The following is a 16,068-nucleotide window of genomic DNA, read 5'->3' as shown; positions in this document are numbered from 1 at the left end:
CTTGGCATCGACCACGAAGCCGCCGCATTCCTCGGGTACAATTCGCCTTGACGGGCCTCCTCGCATGGGGAAGCGGCCAACCGGGTCAGGTGGGGAACCAAGCAGCCCTAACTGTGAAACCAGTGCCGAGGGTAAGGCTCGTCACCTTTCGATGGAAAGTTCTTTCACCACAAGAACCTGTCTTCCAAAGAAAGTGCTCTCTTGATGTTGCTGCGCGCAGTGTTTGCGCGGCTTGGCTTACGCCACCTTTGTGCTGCCTCCTGCCCACAAGAGCCCCCAGGCCATGGCCTTTTCCCTGCACCCCTTCTCCGAGATCCCCGTCCAAGACTGGATGGTTTTGCTGAACCACCCGGACGTGATCCGCCACATGCCGCTGGCCGATACCCGCTGGGATGAGAGCGCTGTCGCCGACTGGGCCAACGGCAAGGACGGGCAATGGCAGGTGCATGGCTACGGGCCACGCGCCATCCGGGTTGATGGCCGCTTTGCAGGCTGGGGCGGTTTTCAGCGCGAAGGCGATGAGGCCGACTTTGCCCTGGTGCTGCTGCCCCGGTACTGGGGCCAGGGCGCAGCCATTTTTCGCGCCTTCATGAGCAGCAAGGCCTTGCTGGGCATAGGCCCGGTCAGCATTCTGCTGCCACCGAGCCGCGTGCGCACCAGAGGCCTGGCCAGATATGGCTTCTCGTTTGCGGGAACACTGGAATACGAAGGCCAGCGTTTTTTGAAGTTCAAAACTCCGGGCTAAGAACGTGTTCAAAGTCATTGCAGGCTGCCACTCAAGCCTGCAAGCGCTTGCCCAGCGATAACAGCGGCAAGTCCCGGTAGCCATGGCGCTGGTAAAAATGCCGGGCAGGCACGGCCTGCCCCGTGGTCAGGTGCACATGTGTGTAGCCCATCTCAGCCAGCCTGCTCTCCAGCTCTGCAAGCAGCGCTGCACCCAGACCCCGGCCTTGCAGATGGGGCGCCACACACATTTCCTTGATGTGGAAATGCCAAGTCCGTATCCAGCGCTCACCCCAACCCAAAATCAGCGCCACCGGCGCACCATCCACTTGCATGCCCAGCCCATGGAATTTCGGGTGCCCGGCAAACGCATTCAACCGCTCCACAGCGACAGACGCTTCCCAGCCATCATTCCACGGCGGGGCATTAAAAACAGCCACATACAAGCCCGCAAATGCAGGGATGGTGGACGCATTGAGCAAGGTGAATACGGTGGCCATGCAATGGTTTCCTCCAAAAATCCCGCGACCAAAGCCTTGATGCCAACAACACTCGTCAAAGGCACAAACCGAATCTAGCGCCTGGCTACGGTATCTGCATGCAAAAAGCATTTTGAAAGATAACAATGCCGCAGGCCTACCCTGCTCCGCCGCCTCGCCCACCCCCAATGCTGTAGTCCAGCCCGGGGACAACTCTAGCAAGCCTCCATCTTCCAGCCCTCCTCCGCGCACACCAGGTGATGTGACAGCAATAGCTGCTGCAAGAACGCATCGTCATGCGAGACCACCACCAGGCAACCCTGGTAGCCCGCCAGCATCTGCTGCAAGGCTTTTTGCGAGACCAGATCCAGGTGGTTGCTGGGCTCATCCAGCAGCAGCATTTGTGCGGGTGGGTCGGCGTAGAGCGCGCAGGCCAGCGCGGCTTTCAAGCGCTCGCCCCCACTCAGACTGCCTGAGGGCTGGGCCAGCTTTTGCGCCGTCAAACCCAGCTGTGCCAGGCGCATGCGCAGAGCGGCTTCGGGCAGCGCGGCATTGGCCTCTTGCATCAGCTCCAGCACCGTGCGATCCGGCGGCAACTGGTCCAACTGCTGGTCCAGATAGGCACTGTGCCCCACGCGCCTGCAGCTTCCCTCCAGCGGCGCCAGCCGGCCTGCCAGCAGCTTGAGCAAGGTGGACTTGCCACAGCCATTGGGCCCCAGCACGCCCACACGCTGGCCACTTTCCAGGCGCATGCTGACCCTGGCCTCCGAGGCCTGCACAAAAGGAAGGCGCACCCCGTCGAGCTCGGCCACGGTGCGCACGCCGCCGGCCATGGGCGGCAGCGCATGCAGCACGATGGCCTGCTCATCTTCCAGCTGCGCGGCCGCTTCGCGCACACGGGCATTGAGCTGCTCGCGCTGGGCCTGCTGCTGCAAGGCCAGCTTGCCGGCCGATCCCTGGCTGCGCTCTTTTTGCCGGTCCAGCAAGATCTTGGCCTGGTTGGCCTCCTGCCCTTGCAGCCTGCCACGCGCCTCGCGTTTTTGCTGGCGCTCCTGCTGCTCGCGCAAGACATGTTGCTGCCGCTTGCGCTCCAGCTTGGCCTGCTGCAGCTGCTCGGCCATGTTCTCGACTTGCTGGACCTTGGCCTGTTCGTAAAAGTCGTAGTTGCCACCCCAGCTGCTCAGGCCCAGCGATGTCAGCTCCACCATGCGCTCCATGGTGTTGAGCAACTGCCGGTCATGGCTGATCACCAGCAAGCCCTTGCCCCAGTCTTGGGACCATTGGCGCAGTTGCGCTAGCAAGGCGGCCCGACTGGGACGGTCCAGGTGATTGCTGGGCTCATCCAGAATCAGGAAGTCTGCATCCAGCAGCAAGGCCCCCATCAAGGCCACGCGCATGGCTTGGCCACCACTGAGTTCGGACACCGGGGCATCTATGCCCACATGGCCCAGCCCCTGAGCCTGCAGCGCGTCCTGCAGCCGTTGCTGCAAGTCCCAGCGATCACCCACAGCCTCAAAGTCCGCCACATCGGTGCTGCCGGCTTCTATGCGGCGCAGCGCATCCAGCGTGGGCTGCACACCGGCCAGGGCCGCCACTGTTGCGCTTTCGGTAATGGCTTGCTGTGAGAGGTAGTGCACGCGCCCGGCGCTCAGTACCTGGCCCGCACTGGGTTGAATCTGGCCTGCCAGCATCTGCGCCAACAGGCTTTTACCCACGCCGTTGCGGCCGACCAGGCCCGTGGGTCTGGCGTCGAATTGAGCGTCGAGCTGGGTAAAAAGCGTTTTGCCATGGGGCAAAACAAGGGACACGCCTTGCAGCGTAAGAAAGGTATTCGTCATATCGATGCCAAGAAGCCAATAAATCCCCAACCCGGTGGTGGGGACGAAAGCTAGGCCGTTGCAAAAACGGCGGCATCAATGGCGCATGGGACGAATACCTGGTTGAGTGCGAAAGCGTGGATCTTAATCCAAGCCGCGCACAGCGCCAAACCACGAGGAGCGCCACTCCTCAAACTGCAGCACATCACGCAGACAGGCTGTGCCTTGCAAAGGGATCAGCACCTCTGCCTGCGCTCCTCGCTCAGTCAGGCTGCGCCACATACTGCTGTATGCCTTGCGCGGCCCGCACCCCGGTGGCCATACAGGCCGTGAGCAGATAGCCGCCCGTGGGCGCCTCCCAGTCCAGCATTTCTCCGGCAAAGAACAAGCCTGGCAGTTTCCGGCTCATCAACATGTCATCCACGGCCTGCCAGCGCACACCGCCGGCAGTGCTGATGACTTCATCAATGGGGCGGGCCGCCACCACGGTCAACGGCAAGGCCTTGATGGCCTGGGCCAGGCGCACAGGGTCGTCCATGCCATCCTTGTCCAACACCTCCCGCAACACAGCGGCCTTGACCCCCTCCAGGCCCAACCGGCTTTTCAGGTGACTGGACAGGCTGCGCGCACCGCGCGGATGGCGCACGGCCTCCAACACCCGCTCCGCGCTGTGCGCCGGCAGCAGGTCCAGATGCAGCGTGGCCCTGCCCGAGTGCGCAATCTCGTCACGCAGCAAGCTGGAGACGGCATAGACCAGGCTGCCCTCGATACCGGTTTGCGTGGCCACAAATTCACCACGGCGCGCAAAGCTGCGACCCTGGCTGTCGGTGAACTGTATGGCCACCGACTTGAAAGCCTGGCCGGCAAAGCGCTCGGCAAAGAAAGGCGTCCAGCCCTGGGCCGCAGGGTCACCGCGCAGTCCACCCACATCAAAACCGCAGTTCGATGGCTGCAGGGACGCGACATCCACACCGCGCGCTGCCAGCCAGGGCAACCATGCGCCGTCCGAGCCGAGGCGGGCCCAGCTGCCGCCGCCCAGCGCCAGCAGCGTGGCGCGCGGGCGCACGGTGACTTCACCAGTTTCGGACACCAGGCGCAGCGCGCCATCCGCCGCCCAGCCGGTCCAGCGGTGGCGCATATGAAACTGCACGCCCAGGCGGCGCAGCCGCGCCATCCACAGCCGCAGCAGGGGTGCGGCCTTCATGTCACTGGGAAACACCCGTCCGGACGAGCCCACAAAAGTCTCCAGACCCAGACCATGCACCCAATCACACACTTGCTGCGGGCCAAAGGCCTGGAGCATGGGCCGCAGCGGCTCGCTGCTGCTGCCGTAGCGCGTGACAAAGCTTTCGAACGCTTCGGAGTGCGTCAGATTCATGCCACCCTTGCCCGCCAGCAAAAACTTGCGCCCCACCGATGCCTTGGCGTCCCAGACATGGACCTCATGCCCCTGACTGGCCAAGACCTCGGCCGCCATCAGCCCTGCGGGGCCGGCTCCGATGATGGAGATCCCGCCCTCCATGACAAAGGCAGCGGTTTCCGTCGCGACGGCAAAAGGGGACAGGGGAGCAGACATACCAAAGAGCTTTCCATCAAGCACAGCAAAGAGGCCGCATTGTGGCGCCAGCATGGCCAGCCTGCAGGCGCCGGCGGCGGTAGCCTGGCGACTTTCCATGGCTCTGGGCACCGGACAAGGATGCAAAGTGCAGACAACGGCGGTACACAGCCAGCCAGCCATTCGTCGGCAGGAAAAACTATCACAGTCATAGCAGGCGGAGCACAGCCCACATCCCCAGACTGGAAATTGCTTTCTGCGACAATGCCAGCAGTCTTGGCGCCCGAGTGCCAACCCATTTTTTGATTTCGTTCTGCAACAAGCAAGCAATAAGGAACCCCATGGCCAGCGACCTGATCAAGCATATCTCTGACGCCAGTTTCGAAGCCGACGTGCTCCAGGCCAGCACCCCGGTGCTGGTGGACTACTGGGCCGAGTGGTGCGGCCCCTGCAAGATGATCGCGCCCATCCTGGATGATGTGGCTGGCGCCTACGAGGGCAAGCTGAGCATTGCCAAGATGAATGTGGACGAGAACCGTGAAATCCCGGCCAAGTTCGGCATTCGCGGCATCCCCACCTTGATGCTGTTCAAGAACGGCGAGCTGGTGGCCACCAAGGTCGGCGCCCTGGCCAAGGCCCAGCTGACGGCCTTCATCGACCAGAACCTGGCCTGATACGCCCCTGACCCCAACGCCTGGCCGCTCACCGCGCCAGGCGTCGTTTTTTGGGCAGTTTGCGGCCCCAGTCAACAACACTCCAGCCGCTGCACGGGCCATGCTAGCCATATCGCAGCTTTTCCTGTCATAATTGCCCAAGACTTCGTATCGCAGCATCGGCGATCGCAGTCCCTTCTCTTTCGGCAGCGCCAACAGACCACGCAATCACTGGTCTATCCAGGCGCCCTACGCCCACCCCCTGATTTCTGAAAGACTCCTTCCCGGAGCAATTCCATGCACCTTAACGAACTCAAGGCACTGCACGTGTCCGAAGTGTTGAAGCAGGCCGAAGCGCTTGAGATCGAAAACGTCGGTCGTATGCGCAAGCAGGAACTGATGTTTGCCATCATCAAAAAGCGCGCCAAGGCGGGTGAACAAGTGTTTGCCGATGGCGTGCTGGAAATCCTGCCCGACGGCTTTGGCTTTCTTCGCAGCCCCGACACCAGCTACACGGCCAGCACGGACGACATCTACATCTCGCCCAGCCAGGTCCGCCGCTTCAATCTGCACACCGGCGACATGATCGAAGGCGAAGTGCGCACACCCAAGGACGGTGAGCGCTACTTTGCCCTGACCAAGCTGGACAAGGTCAACGGCGGCTCGCCCGAGCAGAACAAGCACAAGGTGATGTTCGAAAACCTGACCCCGCTGTTCCCCAAGGTGCAAATGCGCCTGGAGCGCGACATCAAGGGCGAAGAGAACATCACCGGCCGCATCATCGACATCATTGCCCCCATCGGTCGCGGTCAGCGCGCCCTGATCGTGGCACCGCCCAAGAGCGGCAAGACCATGATGATGCAAAGCATTGCCCACGCCATCACGGCCAACTACCCCGACGTGCACATGATGGTGCTGCTGGTGGATGAGCGCCCTGAAGAAGTGACGGAAATGCAGCGCTCGGTGAAGGGCGAAATCATTGCCTCCACCTTCGACGAACCCGCCACCCGCCACGTGCACGTGGCCGAGATGGTCATCGAACGCGCCAAGCGCCTGGTGGAACTGGGCAAGGACGTGGTCATCCTGCTGGACTCCATCACCCGCCTGGCCCGCGCCTACAACAACGTCGTGCCCAGCTCCGGCAAGGTGCTGTCCGGCGGCGTGGACTCCAATGCCCTGCAACGCCCCAAACGCTTCTTTGGCGCGGCCCGCAATGTGGAAGAAGGCGGCTCGCTGACCATCATCGCCACCGCCCTGGTCGACACCGGCAGCCGTATGGACGAAGTGATCTTTGAAGAATTCAAGGGCACCGGCAACAGCGAACTGCACCTGAACCGCCGCCTCTATGAAAAGCGTGTGTTCCCGGCCATCGAACTCAACAAGAGCGGCACCCGCCGCGAAGAGCTGCTGCTGCCGCCCGAGATCCTGCAAAAGACCCGCATCCTGCGCCAGTTCATGTACAACATGGACGAGATCGAGTCCATGGAGCTGATGATCAAGAAGATGAAGGAAACCAAGACCAACGTGGAGTTCTTCGAGGCCATGCGCCGCGGCGGCTAAGTACCCAACACAGGGGCTTACCCCCTGGCTTGTGGCTTTCAGCGAAAGACATCAAGCACACCTCAAGCCCTCCACGCTATAATGGGGGGCTTTTTCTATTGCGGAAAGTACGCTTAATGAATGACTGCTACAAGGGTTGTAGCAGGTTAGGCACGGCTACCGCACTTGACCCAAAGGATTGATCATGAAAGAAGGCATTCACCCCAACTACCGCGAAGTGCTGTTCGCGGACCTGTCGAACGGTTTCAAGTTCGTGACCCGTTCGTGCGTGAACACCAAGGAAACCGAAACCTTCGAAGGCAAGGAATACCCTCTGTTCAAGCTGGATACCTCCTCCGAATCGCACCCCTTCTACACTGGCACCCAAAAGTCCGTGGACAACATGGGCGGCCGCGTGGAGCGTTTCCGCAACCGCTTCGGCAAGAAGTAAGCTTTACTTCCTTCGCCATCCAGGCAGCCCGGGCGACCGCGCTGCCTTTTTGTTTGCCGCGGCACGCGCATGCCCTGCGTCACTGCCGGCTTGTGTGACGCCTTTTGCCTGACTCACCATGAATCCGCCCAGCCCAGCCATTGTTGCCCAGAATGCCGTGCGCGCCCTGCCCCGATGGACGCTGTGGCTGCTGTGCGCGGCCTATATCCTGTCAGGATTCATAGGTCGCAGCCCATGGCGGGACACCGACATTGCCGCCTTCGGCTATATGCGCGCCCTGGCTGCTGGCGACACGCCATGGCTCAACCCCTCGCTGCTGGGCCAGGCCCCCTCCACCGAAGGCCTTCTGCCCTATTGGCTGGGCGCATGGGCTCTGCAGATCTTCCCCACAAGCTGGAGCCCCGAGTGGGTGGTGCGCCTGCCTTTTATTGCCCTGCTGACCCTGACGCTCACGGCCATGTGGTGGACGGTGTACTACCTGGCTCGCACGCCCGGCGCGCAGCCCGTGGCCTTTGCCTTTGGCGGTGAAGCCCGCCCCCAGGATTACGCCCGCGCCATGGCCGATGCAGGCCTGCTGGCCTTGCTGGCCTGCCTGGGCCTGGCCCAGCTGACCCACGAAACCAGCAGCTACCTGGCCCAGCTGGCCTGTGCCACGCTCACCTTGCTGGCTGCGGCCTCCATGCCCTACCACGCACGCTGGGCCATCGCCCTGGCCAGCGCCGGCATGCTGGGCCTGGTGCTCAGCGGTGCGCCATCGCTGGCGGCCTTGATGGGCCTGGGCGTGGCCGTCCTCACCTGGCGCAGCCGCAGCACCGAGCTGCCCCACCAAGGCACCTGGGCAGCCTGGTGGCTGTGTGCCGTGGCGTTTTCCAGCTTTGTGGCCTGGAAGCTCCATATGTGGGAATGGCGCATCACCCCCTCGAGCGAGCCCCGGGAATGGCGCAGCCTGCTCCGCCTGCTGACCTGGTTCAGCTGGCCGGCCTGGCCGCTGGCCCTGTGGACGCTGTGGCGCTGGCGCCGACAGGTGCTGGATTTGCTGCGCCACCCACACCTGAGCCTGCCCCTGTGGTGGTGGCTGCTGACGCTGACCTCGGCCGCACTCACCCACCCTGCCGACCGCGCCCTGCTGCTGGGCCTGCCTGCCATCTCGGCCCTGGCCGCCTTTGCGCTGCCCACGCTCAAACGCAGCATCGGCGCACTGATCGACTGGTTCACGCTGATTTTCTTTACCGTATCGGCCATTGCCATCTGGGTGATCTGGATGTCCATGATGACGGGAGTTCCCGCCAAGCCAGCCGCCAACGTGGCCAGGCTGGCCCCCGGCTTCACGCCCAGCTTTTCCTGGCTACCTTTTGCCGTGGCGCTGTTCGCCACCGTGAGCTGGCTGCTGCTGGTCGCCTGGCGCACCCGCCGCCACCGCGCCGCTATCTGGAAGAGCCTGGTCCTGCCTGCAGGCGGCGCCACCTTGGGCTGGGTGCTGCTGATGACGCTGTGGTTGCCCGCACTGGACTACGCGCGCAGCTACGCACCCCAGATGCGGCTGCTCGTGAATGCCATTCCTGCCGAGACGGCCTGCGTCAACGTAGCAGGCCTCAGCAGCGGCCAGGTGGCAGCCCTGCACTACTACGGCCCCTGGAAGCAACAACTGTTCCGCGTGGACCGCGCCCAGCAATGCGACTGGACCATTACCGAGCCCCGCTATTGGGCCGCGCTGTCGCCCGCCGCCACCGCGCCCTGGAAGCCATTCGCCACCCAAGCCCGCCCCACCGACCATGACGATCTGCTGCTGATCCTGCAGCGCAGGCCCTGAACATGAGTGAGTTGCGCACTCTGGCCCGGCACGCCGGCACCGTGCTGGCAGGCCAGTTGGCCGTGATGGCCTTTGCCGTCACCGACACCATGGTGGCCGGCCGCTACGACGCCACGGCCCTGGCCGCCCTGTCCGTGGGCAGCGCCGTGTTTGTCAGCGTCTACATCTCGCTGATGGGCGTGCTGCAAGCCCTGCTGCCCATCTGGGCCGAGCAGCATGGACAAGGGCAGCCCCTGCGCATAGGCCAGAGCTTTCGCCAGTCGCTCTATCTGTGCCTGCTGGCCACCTGCCTGGGCATGGCCGTGCTGATGATGCCCGGCCCGCTGCTGCAGGCCGCCAAAGTCCCGCCTGCCCTGCAGCCCGAAGTGCGCGCCTATCTGCATATCGTGGCACTGGCCCTGCCTGCCGCCCTGCTGCTGCGGCTGTTCACCACGCTGAACCAGTCTCTGGGCCATCCCCAGTTGGTCACCATGCTGCAGCTGCTCTCCCTGCTACCCAAGATACTGCTGTCGATCTGGTTCACCTTCGGCGGTGCCGGCGTCCCCGCACTCGGCGCTGCCGGCTGTGCCTGGGCCACGCTGCTGGTGCAATACGCCATGCTGCTGCTGGCCCTGTGGCTGCTGCGTACGGCTTCGCTCTACCACCCGCTGCAGCTGTGGCGCCGCATGGAAGCACCCGACTGGAGCCAGCTGCGGCAGTTTGCCCGCATCGGCATTCCCGCCGGCCTGTCGATTTCGGTGGAGGTGACATCCTTCACATTGATGGCCTTGTTCGTTGCCCGCCAGGGCAGCCTGTCCTCGGCCAGCCACCAGATTGCAGCCAACCTGGCCGCACTGTGCTACATGGTGCCGCTGTCCCTGGCCATTGCCACCAGCGCCCGCGTCAGCTACTGGCTGGGGGCGCAGCGCCCGCTTCTGGCCGCGCATATGGCCCGCCAAGGGCTGCAGCTGGCGGCGGCATTGGGCCTGTGCCTGGCCCTGGGGGTGTGGCTGGCGCGCGATGCCATCCTGGGCTTTTACACCCGCGATGCGGCCGTCGCCGCCCTGGCTGGCGGCCTGCTGGTATGGGTCGCGCTCTACCACCTGGCAGACAGCGTGCAGTGCTATTGCATCTTTGTGCTGCGCTCGTTTCGCATCACCTTGGCACCGCTGCTGACCTACGGCCTGCTGCTGTGGGGCGTGGGACTGGGGGGCGGCTATCTGCTGGCCTACCAGTTGCAATGGCCACCCACCTGGCTGGGTGAACCCACAGCCTTTTGGGCCACCAGCGCCGCAGCACTAACGTTGACAGCTATTATTTTTGCAGCAATGCTGCGCCAGCAACTGCACCGCATCTCCAGCACTGCCGGCCAGGCAGCATAAATTCTTGGTGCCGGAGGGCAGGCTTCGGTGACGCGCGCACCACCATCCCTCCTTGACCTGTCCGTAGGCAGTTAGGCCTGCGCAGCGTATGCTGGGCCATGGGGGCGCAGCCGCCCGGCCGGGAAGGTTGCCGAGAAGGTGGAGCCCTGCCCCAACACGCTGGCGATGTGCAGCTGCGCGCCATGGCGCTGCAGCACATGTTTGACGATGGCCAGCCCCAGGCCTGTGCCCCCGGTCTCACGCGAGCGACTGCGGTCAATGCGGTAAAACCGCTCCGTCAGCCGGCCCACATGCTCCGGGTCGATACCGCGTCCGCTGTCTTGCACGGAGAACGTGGCACTGCCATCGGCATGGGGCTGCCATCGCACGGTGATGCTGCCACCCGGCGGCGTATAGCGAATGGCATTGCTGATGAGGTTGGAAAACGCGCTGTGCAGCTCGGCTGACACGCCGGCCAGGTCCGACTGCAGCGCAGCCGCTGTGGGGAACACCAACGCATGCGGCGCACCCGCCTTGCGGGTCAGCATGTCGGACAGCGCACTGGCTTCGTCCTCGCACTGACTCAGCAGCGGCGCCAGCGGAATCCAGTCATCCCGCGCCGGCCATGGGCTGCCTTCCAGGCGCGAGAGCGTCAGCAAGTCCTGCACCAGGCTTTGCATGCGCGCCGCCTGCTGTGCCATCAGCGACAAATAGCGTTTGCGCTCGCCCTCTTCCAGCGGCAGGGTCTGCAAGGTTTCCACAAACCCCAGCAGCACCGTCAGCGGCGTGCGGATTTCATGGGACACATTGGCCACAAAGTCGCGGCGCATGGCTTCGGCCTGCTCCAGCGCCGTGATGTCCCGCGACAGCAGCAGATGGCGTCCATCACCATAGGCATACAGCTGCACCGACAGGCGCATGGGCCGCCCCGGCGTGCTGTCACGGCCTTGCAGCAGCACAGGCTGCACGAAATCATGCCGCGTCCAGTAGGCACTGAATGCGGGGTCCCGCACCAAATTGCCAATGGACTGCTGCAAATCCCGCTCGGCATCCAGGCCGAACTGCTGCTCAGCCGTCTGGTTACACCACTCGATGTGACCGGTTGCATCCAACAAAATCAAACCATTAGGACTGGCCTGCAGGGCCGAGAAAATATCCTGCAAGCGCTGCTCGCTTTGCTGCACCTGCTGTGCATCCAGACGCAGCCAACGGCGCATGCGGGTGGCCAGCTCCCCCCACACACCGGACATGGATGGCGCCAGTGGCAATTCTGTGGAGCGCAGCCACAGCAGCAGCTTGCGCGCATGCCACATATCCCACGCCAGCCACAGCCAGGAGGCCAGCACCACACCGGCCAACGCACCCCAAGCCTGCCCCAGCCACCAGCCCAGTGCGCCCAGCGCCACCTGTGCCAGCGCCAATGCCAATCCACGCCATGTCATGTTTGATTCTCTTCGGTTGGATGTCGGCTGCCTGCACAGCCCGGCCGCACGCGGCGGCCCTGTGTGCCGATCAGCCTTGCGCCGGCCCGCTCAGGCGATAGCCTACACCGCGTACGGTCTGGACCATGGCGCCGGCTTCGCCCAATGCTTCGCGCAAGCGCTTGACATGCACGTCCACCGTGCGCTCCTCGATGAACACATGGTCACCCCAGACTTTGTCCAACAACTGGGCACGGCTGTGCACGCGTTCAGGGTGGTTGAGCAGGTAGTTCAGCAGCTTGAATTCGGTGGGCCCCAGTTTCAAGGCTTCACCGCTATAGGCCACGCGGTGGGTAGCCGCATCCAGCTCCAGATCACCCACTGCGACCCGGGCCGTCACCTGTTCAGGCGCCCGCCGACGCAGCACGGCGCGAATGCGCGCCAGCAGCTCCTGGGTGGAAAAGGGTTTGGTGATGTAGTCGTCGGCGCCGGCATCCAGCCCGGCCACTTTGTCAGGCTCATCGCCGCGCGCCGTCAGCATCAGAATGGGAATGTGCTTGGTGCGAGAGTCTGCACGCCATTTGCGCGCCAGTGCCAGCCCGCTGGAGCCTGGCAGCATCCAGTCCAGCAAGATGACATCCGGCAGCACCGCATCCAGCTCTCGCTGGGCGCTGGCGCCATCTTCCGTCCAGATGGGCTGAAAACCGTTGTGGCGCAGGTTGACTGCAATCAGCTCTGCAATCGCAGGCTCATCCTCCACGATCAGGATTCGGGGATTTTTCTTCATTCCAAAAATACCGTTTCTCGCTCACTTCACCGCAGACTCGATCACATCCATGCTCTGGTGGCGAATGTCTTTGCCCTCGACCAGGTAAATGATCAGTTCAGCCACGTTCTTGGAGTGATCACCAATACGCTCGATGGCCTTGGCCACGAACAACAGATCCAGACTGGGCGAGATCTTGCGCGGGTCTTCCATCATGTAGGTGATGAGCTTGCGCACAAAACCATCGAACTCATCGTCAATCAGATCGTCATCTTTCAGGATAAGCACTGCAGTCTTGGTGTCCAAACGTGCCAGCGCATCCAGGGCCTTGCGCAGCATGGCAGAGGCCATCTCGGCGGCCACGCGCAGCTCTCCTGCGGGCAGGGAGCGGGCGGCACCGCTTTCGATGATGGACTGCACCATGCGGGCAATCTTGTGGGCCTCGTCGCCCATGCGTTCCAGATTGGCCGTCACCTTGGAAAAGGCCATCAGCATGCGCAGATCGCGCGCCGTGGGCTGGCGACGGCCGATGATGGAAGAGAGTTCGTAGTCGATCTCCACCTCCATGGCATTCACCCGGTCTTCGTTGGCGTGGATTTGCGCAATCGACTCCGTGCTGAATTGTGTGAGCGCGTGCACCGCTTGGTGAATCTGCTGCTCCACCAGGCCACCTAGCTCCATGACGCGGGCGGAAACGCGGTTGAGCTCCGAATCGAACTGCGACGATAAATGCTTGTCTGTCATGTTGCTGCTCCTTAGCCAAAGCGGCCGGTAATGTAGTCTTCGGTCTCTTTGCGCTGGGGCTTGAAGAACATCTGCTCAGTCTCGCCGAACTCCACCAGATCGCCCAGGTACATATAGGCGGTGTAGTCGCTGCAGCGTGCGGCCTGTTGCATGTTGTGGGTCACGATGACCACGGTGTATTCGCTCTTCAGCTCGGCAATCAGCTCTTCCACCTTGGCCGTGGAGATCGGGTCCAGCGCCGAGCAAGGCTCGTCCAGCAGCAGCACTTCGGGCTTGATGGCAATGCCCCGGGCAATGCACAGACGCTGCTGCTGACCACCAGACAGGCCCGAACCGGTCTGCTGCAGCTTGTCCTTGACCTCGTTCCACAGCGCAGCCTTGCGCAGCGCCCATTCCACGCGGTCGTCCATATCGGCCGCGTTCAGGTTCTCGAACAGCTTCACGCCAAAGGCAATGTTGTCGTAGATGGACATGGGAAACGGCGTGGGCTTTTGGAACACCATGCCCACCTTGGCACGGATCAGGGCCACGTCTTGCTTGCTGGTCAGCAGGTTCTCGCCATCCAGCATGATCTGGCCTTCGGCGCGCTGCTCGGGATAGAGCTCGAACATGCGGTTGAAGGTGCGCAGCAAGGTGGACTTGCCGCAGCCCGAAGGACCGATGAAGGCAGTGACTTTCTTTTCAGGAATGTCCAGATTGATGCCTTTGAGGGCGTGGAACTTGCCGTAGAAAAAGTTCAGATCGCGCACTGACAGCTTGGCGGAGGAGGCCGAATTCACGGTAGAAGCAGACATCTGCAGTTTTCCTTGCTATTACTTTTGACGGGTCAACAGACGCGCCAGGATGTTCAATGCCAGTACGGCCATGGTGATCAGGAACACACCGGCCCAGGCCAGTTGCTGCCAGTTCTCGTACGGGCTCATCGCAAATTTGAAAATGGTCACCGGCAGGCTGGCCATGGGCTTGGACAGGTCGGCGTTCCAGAATTGGTTGTTCAGCGCAGTAAACAGCAGGGGCGCGGTTTCACCGGCGATACGGGCCACGGCCAGCAGCACACCGGTGATCACGCCTGCTTGCGCGGCGCGCAGCGTGATGCGGCTGATCACCTTCCACTTGGGTGTACCCAGCGCATAGGCGGCCTCGCGCAGACTGGAGGGCACCAGCACCAGCATGTTCTCGGTGGTGCGAATGACCACCGGAATCACCAGCAGCGCCAGCGCCACGACACCGGCATAGCCGGAAAAGCTCTTGAAGCGCACCACCACCACGGCATAGACGAACAAGCCGATCACGATGGAGGGTGCTGACAGCAAGATGTCATTCACAAAGCGCGTGGTGCGCGCCAGCCAGCCGCGCGGGTCGTACTCGGCCAGGTAGACGCCCGCCATCACCCCGATGGGCGTGCCCACCAGCGTAGCCAGCAGCACCATGGTGGCAGAGCCAAAAATGGCGTTGGCCAGACCACCACCGTCATTGGGCGGCGGCGTCATCTCCAGGAACAGCGCGGCATTCAGACCGCTGACGCCCAGGGTGATGGTTTCCCACAGAATCCAGATCAGCCAGAACACGCCAAAGGCCATGGCCGCCAGCGACAAGGTCAATGCCACCTGGTTCAGCCGCTTGCGGCGTGCGTATTTGGCCTGACGGCGCACCGTCAGATCCGCTTCTTGCAACATGCGTTGGCTGGTTGAGCTCATGCACGCGCTCCTTCATTTTTTTGCAGGCGGTTGAGCAGCACCTTGGACAGAGACAGCACCACAAAGGTGATGAAGAACAGCACCAGGCCCAGATAAATCAGCGACGCCTGGTGCAGGCCTTCGCCCGCTTCGGCAAATTCATTGGCCAGTGCCGAGGTGATGCTGTTCGCGGCCTCAAACACCGACAGAGAATTGAGCTGGTTCATATTGCCGATCACAAAGGTGACGGCCATGGTTTCACCCAGGGCACGGCCCAGGCCCAGCATCACGCCACCCAGCACACCCGCCTTGGTATAGGGCAGCACCACTTTCCACACCACTTCCCAGGTCGTGGCGCCAAGGCCATAAGCCGACTCCTTGAGCAGGGCCGGCGTCACCTCGAACACGTCGCGCATCACCGAGGCAATGAACGGAATGATCATGATGGCCAGGATCACCCCGGCCGACAAAATGCCGATGCCCACCGGTGGGCCGGATACCAGCGCGCTCAGATAAGGAACACCGTCCAGCAGTGCCTGCAGCGGCTGCTGCACATAGGTGGCCAGCACCGGGCCGAACACCATCAGGCCCCACATGCCATACACAATGGAAGGCACGGCCGCCAGCAACTCAATGGCAGTACCCAGGGGACGCTTGAGCCAGGTGGGCGACAGCTCGGTCAGGAACAGCGCAATACCGAAACTCACCGGCACCGCAATCGCCAGCGCGATCAGCGAGGTCATCAAGGTGCCGTAAATCATCACCAGGCCACCGTACTTGTCCTGCACGGGGTCCCATTCGCTGTTGATCAAAAACCCCAGGCCGTATTCCTTGATGGCAGGCCAGGCACCAATCAGCAGCGACACCATGATGGCGGCCAACAGCCCCAAGGTGATCCATGCCGCCGACTTGGCACAGAATGCAAACAAACGATCCGCCACCACCCCTGAGATCAGGGGCGAACGGCGGGGCGAAGGAGCGCTGGCCTTGCGCTCTGGCGCTTGCGCACCCGCCAAAGCAGTGGCCGAAGACATTTGAGACACGAGAAGCTACCTTGTGGGAAATGACATGCCGCCGGCGCTGCAGGCACCGGC

Annotated in this window: 15 protein-coding genes and 1 other RNA gene; 7 read left to right on the top strand and 9 right to left on the bottom strand. The window is 62.8% G+C overall.

All coding sequences use genetic code 11. The features are described from left to right. Window positions 1-49 precede the first annotated feature (49 nt). Window positions 50-146: signal recognition particle sRNA small type (gene ffs / locus ACA027_RS07955), an RNA gene on the top strand. A gap of 137 nt (window positions 147-283) precedes the next feature. Further along, window positions 284-745: a GNAT family N-acetyltransferase gene (locus ACA027_RS07950; protein ID WP_370681850.1), complete on the top strand. Its 462-nt coding sequence runs from the start codon at window positions 284-286 to the stop codon at window positions 743-745. 31 nt (window positions 746-776) lie between these two features. On the opposite strand, the gene ACA027_RS07945 is transcribed toward ACA027_RS07950, so the two are convergent. The 3 genes from ACA027_RS07945 to ACA027_RS07935 all read right to left on the bottom strand — a co-directional run bounded on the left by ACA027_RS07945 (window position 777) and on the right by ACA027_RS07935 (window position 4,541). Continuing rightward, on the bottom strand, window positions 777-1,223 hold the full coding sequence (locus ACA027_RS07945; RefSeq protein WP_370681848.1) for a GNAT family N-acetyltransferase: 447 nt from the start codon (window positions 1,221-1,223) through the stop codon (window positions 777-779). Window positions 1,224-1,417: 194 nt separating this feature from the next. Next, a complete protein-coding gene (locus ACA027_RS07940; protein WP_370681847.1) occupies window positions 1,418-3,040 on the bottom strand; it encodes an ABC-F family ATP-binding cassette domain-containing protein in 1,623 nt (540 codons plus the stop codon). A 241-nt stretch (window positions 3,041-3,281) separates the two neighbouring features. Continuing rightward, entirely contained in the window at window positions 3,282-4,541 is a 1,260-nt protein-coding gene (locus ACA027_RS07935; protein WP_370682541.1) for an NAD(P)/FAD-dependent oxidoreductase, read from the bottom strand. A gap of 374 nt (window positions 4,542-4,915) precedes the next feature. Here ACA027_RS07935 and trxA point away from each other — a divergent pair, with 374 nt between their 5' ends. The 5 genes from trxA to ACA027_RS07910 all read left to right on the top strand — a co-directional run bounded on the left by trxA (window position 4,916) and on the right by ACA027_RS07910 (window position 10,388). Further along, window positions 4,916-5,248 (top strand): thioredoxin TrxA, encoded by a 333-nt coding sequence (trxA, locus tag ACA027_RS07930; protein WP_370681846.1) that lies wholly within the window; start codon window positions 4,916-4,918, stop codon window positions 5,246-5,248. Window positions 5,249-5,524: 276 nt separating this feature from the next. After that, window positions 5,525-6,787 (top strand): transcription termination factor Rho, encoded by a 1,263-nt coding sequence (gene rho / locus ACA027_RS07925; protein ID WP_370681845.1) that lies wholly within the window; start codon window positions 5,525-5,527, stop codon window positions 6,785-6,787. A gap of 184 nt (window positions 6,788-6,971) precedes the next feature. Beyond that, window positions 6,972-7,217: a type B 50S ribosomal protein L31 gene (locus tag ACA027_RS07920; protein ID WP_027015840.1), complete on the top strand. Its 246-nt coding sequence runs from the start codon at window positions 6,972-6,974 to the stop codon at window positions 7,215-7,217. A gap of 118 nt (window positions 7,218-7,335) precedes the next feature. Next, window positions 7,336-9,027 carry a hypothetical protein gene (locus tag ACA027_RS07915; protein ID WP_370681844.1) on the top strand — a complete coding sequence of 564 codons (1,692 nt, stop codon included), beginning with the start codon at window positions 7,336-7,338 and terminating at the stop codon, window positions 9,025-9,027. A 2-nt stretch (window positions 9,028-9,029) separates the two neighbouring features. Then, on the top strand, window positions 9,030-10,388 hold the full coding sequence (locus ACA027_RS07910; protein ID WP_370681843.1) for an MATE family efflux transporter: 1,359 nt from the start codon (window positions 9,030-9,032) through the stop codon (window positions 10,386-10,388). 71 nt (window positions 10,389-10,459) lie between these two features. Here the strand turns inward: ACA027_RS07910 and phoR are convergent, their stop codons facing one another. From phoR to pstC, 6 genes are all read right to left on the bottom strand, one after another. Then, window positions 10,460-11,809: a phosphate regulon sensor histidine kinase PhoR gene (gene phoR / locus ACA027_RS07905; protein WP_370681842.1), complete on the bottom strand. Its 1,350-nt coding sequence runs from the start codon at window positions 11,807-11,809 to the stop codon at window positions 10,460-10,462. Between the two features lie 70 nt (window positions 11,810-11,879). After that, window positions 11,880-12,575, bottom strand: coding sequence for a phosphate regulon transcriptional regulator PhoB (gene phoB, locus ACA027_RS07900; RefSeq protein WP_370681841.1), 696 nt, complete (start codon window positions 12,573-12,575; stop codon window positions 11,880-11,882). A 21-nt stretch (window positions 12,576-12,596) separates the two neighbouring features. Further along, window positions 12,597-13,298 carry a phosphate signaling complex protein PhoU gene (phoU, locus tag ACA027_RS07895; RefSeq protein WP_370681840.1) on the bottom strand — a complete coding sequence of 234 codons (702 nt, stop codon included), beginning with the start codon at window positions 13,296-13,298 and terminating at the stop codon, window positions 12,597-12,599. An 11-nt stretch (window positions 13,299-13,309) separates the two neighbouring features. Continuing rightward, window positions 13,310-14,092 carry a phosphate ABC transporter ATP-binding protein PstB gene (gene pstB, locus ACA027_RS07890; protein ID WP_370681839.1) on the bottom strand — a complete coding sequence of 261 codons (783 nt, stop codon included), beginning with the start codon at window positions 14,090-14,092 and terminating at the stop codon, window positions 13,310-13,312. 18 nt (window positions 14,093-14,110) lie between these two features. Next, on the bottom strand, window positions 14,111-14,995 hold the full coding sequence (pstA, locus tag ACA027_RS07885; RefSeq protein ID WP_370681838.1) for a phosphate ABC transporter permease PstA: 885 nt from the start codon (window positions 14,993-14,995) through the stop codon (window positions 14,111-14,113). Next, complete coding sequence (gene pstC / locus ACA027_RS07880) at window positions 14,992-15,930, bottom strand: phosphate ABC transporter permease subunit PstC (RefSeq protein ID WP_370682540.1); 939 nt, start codon at window positions 15,928-15,930, stop codon at window positions 14,992-14,994. The genes pstA and pstC overlap by 4 nt, the downstream gene beginning before the upstream one ends. Window positions 15,931-16,068 lie beyond the last annotated feature (138 nt).

The organism is Comamonas sp. GB3 AK4-5 (assembly GCF_041320665.1).
GTDB lineage: Bacteria > Pseudomonadota > Gammaproteobacteria > Burkholderiales > Burkholderiaceae_C > Comamonas.
This window is presented reverse-complemented; position numbering and strand designations above follow the sequence as displayed.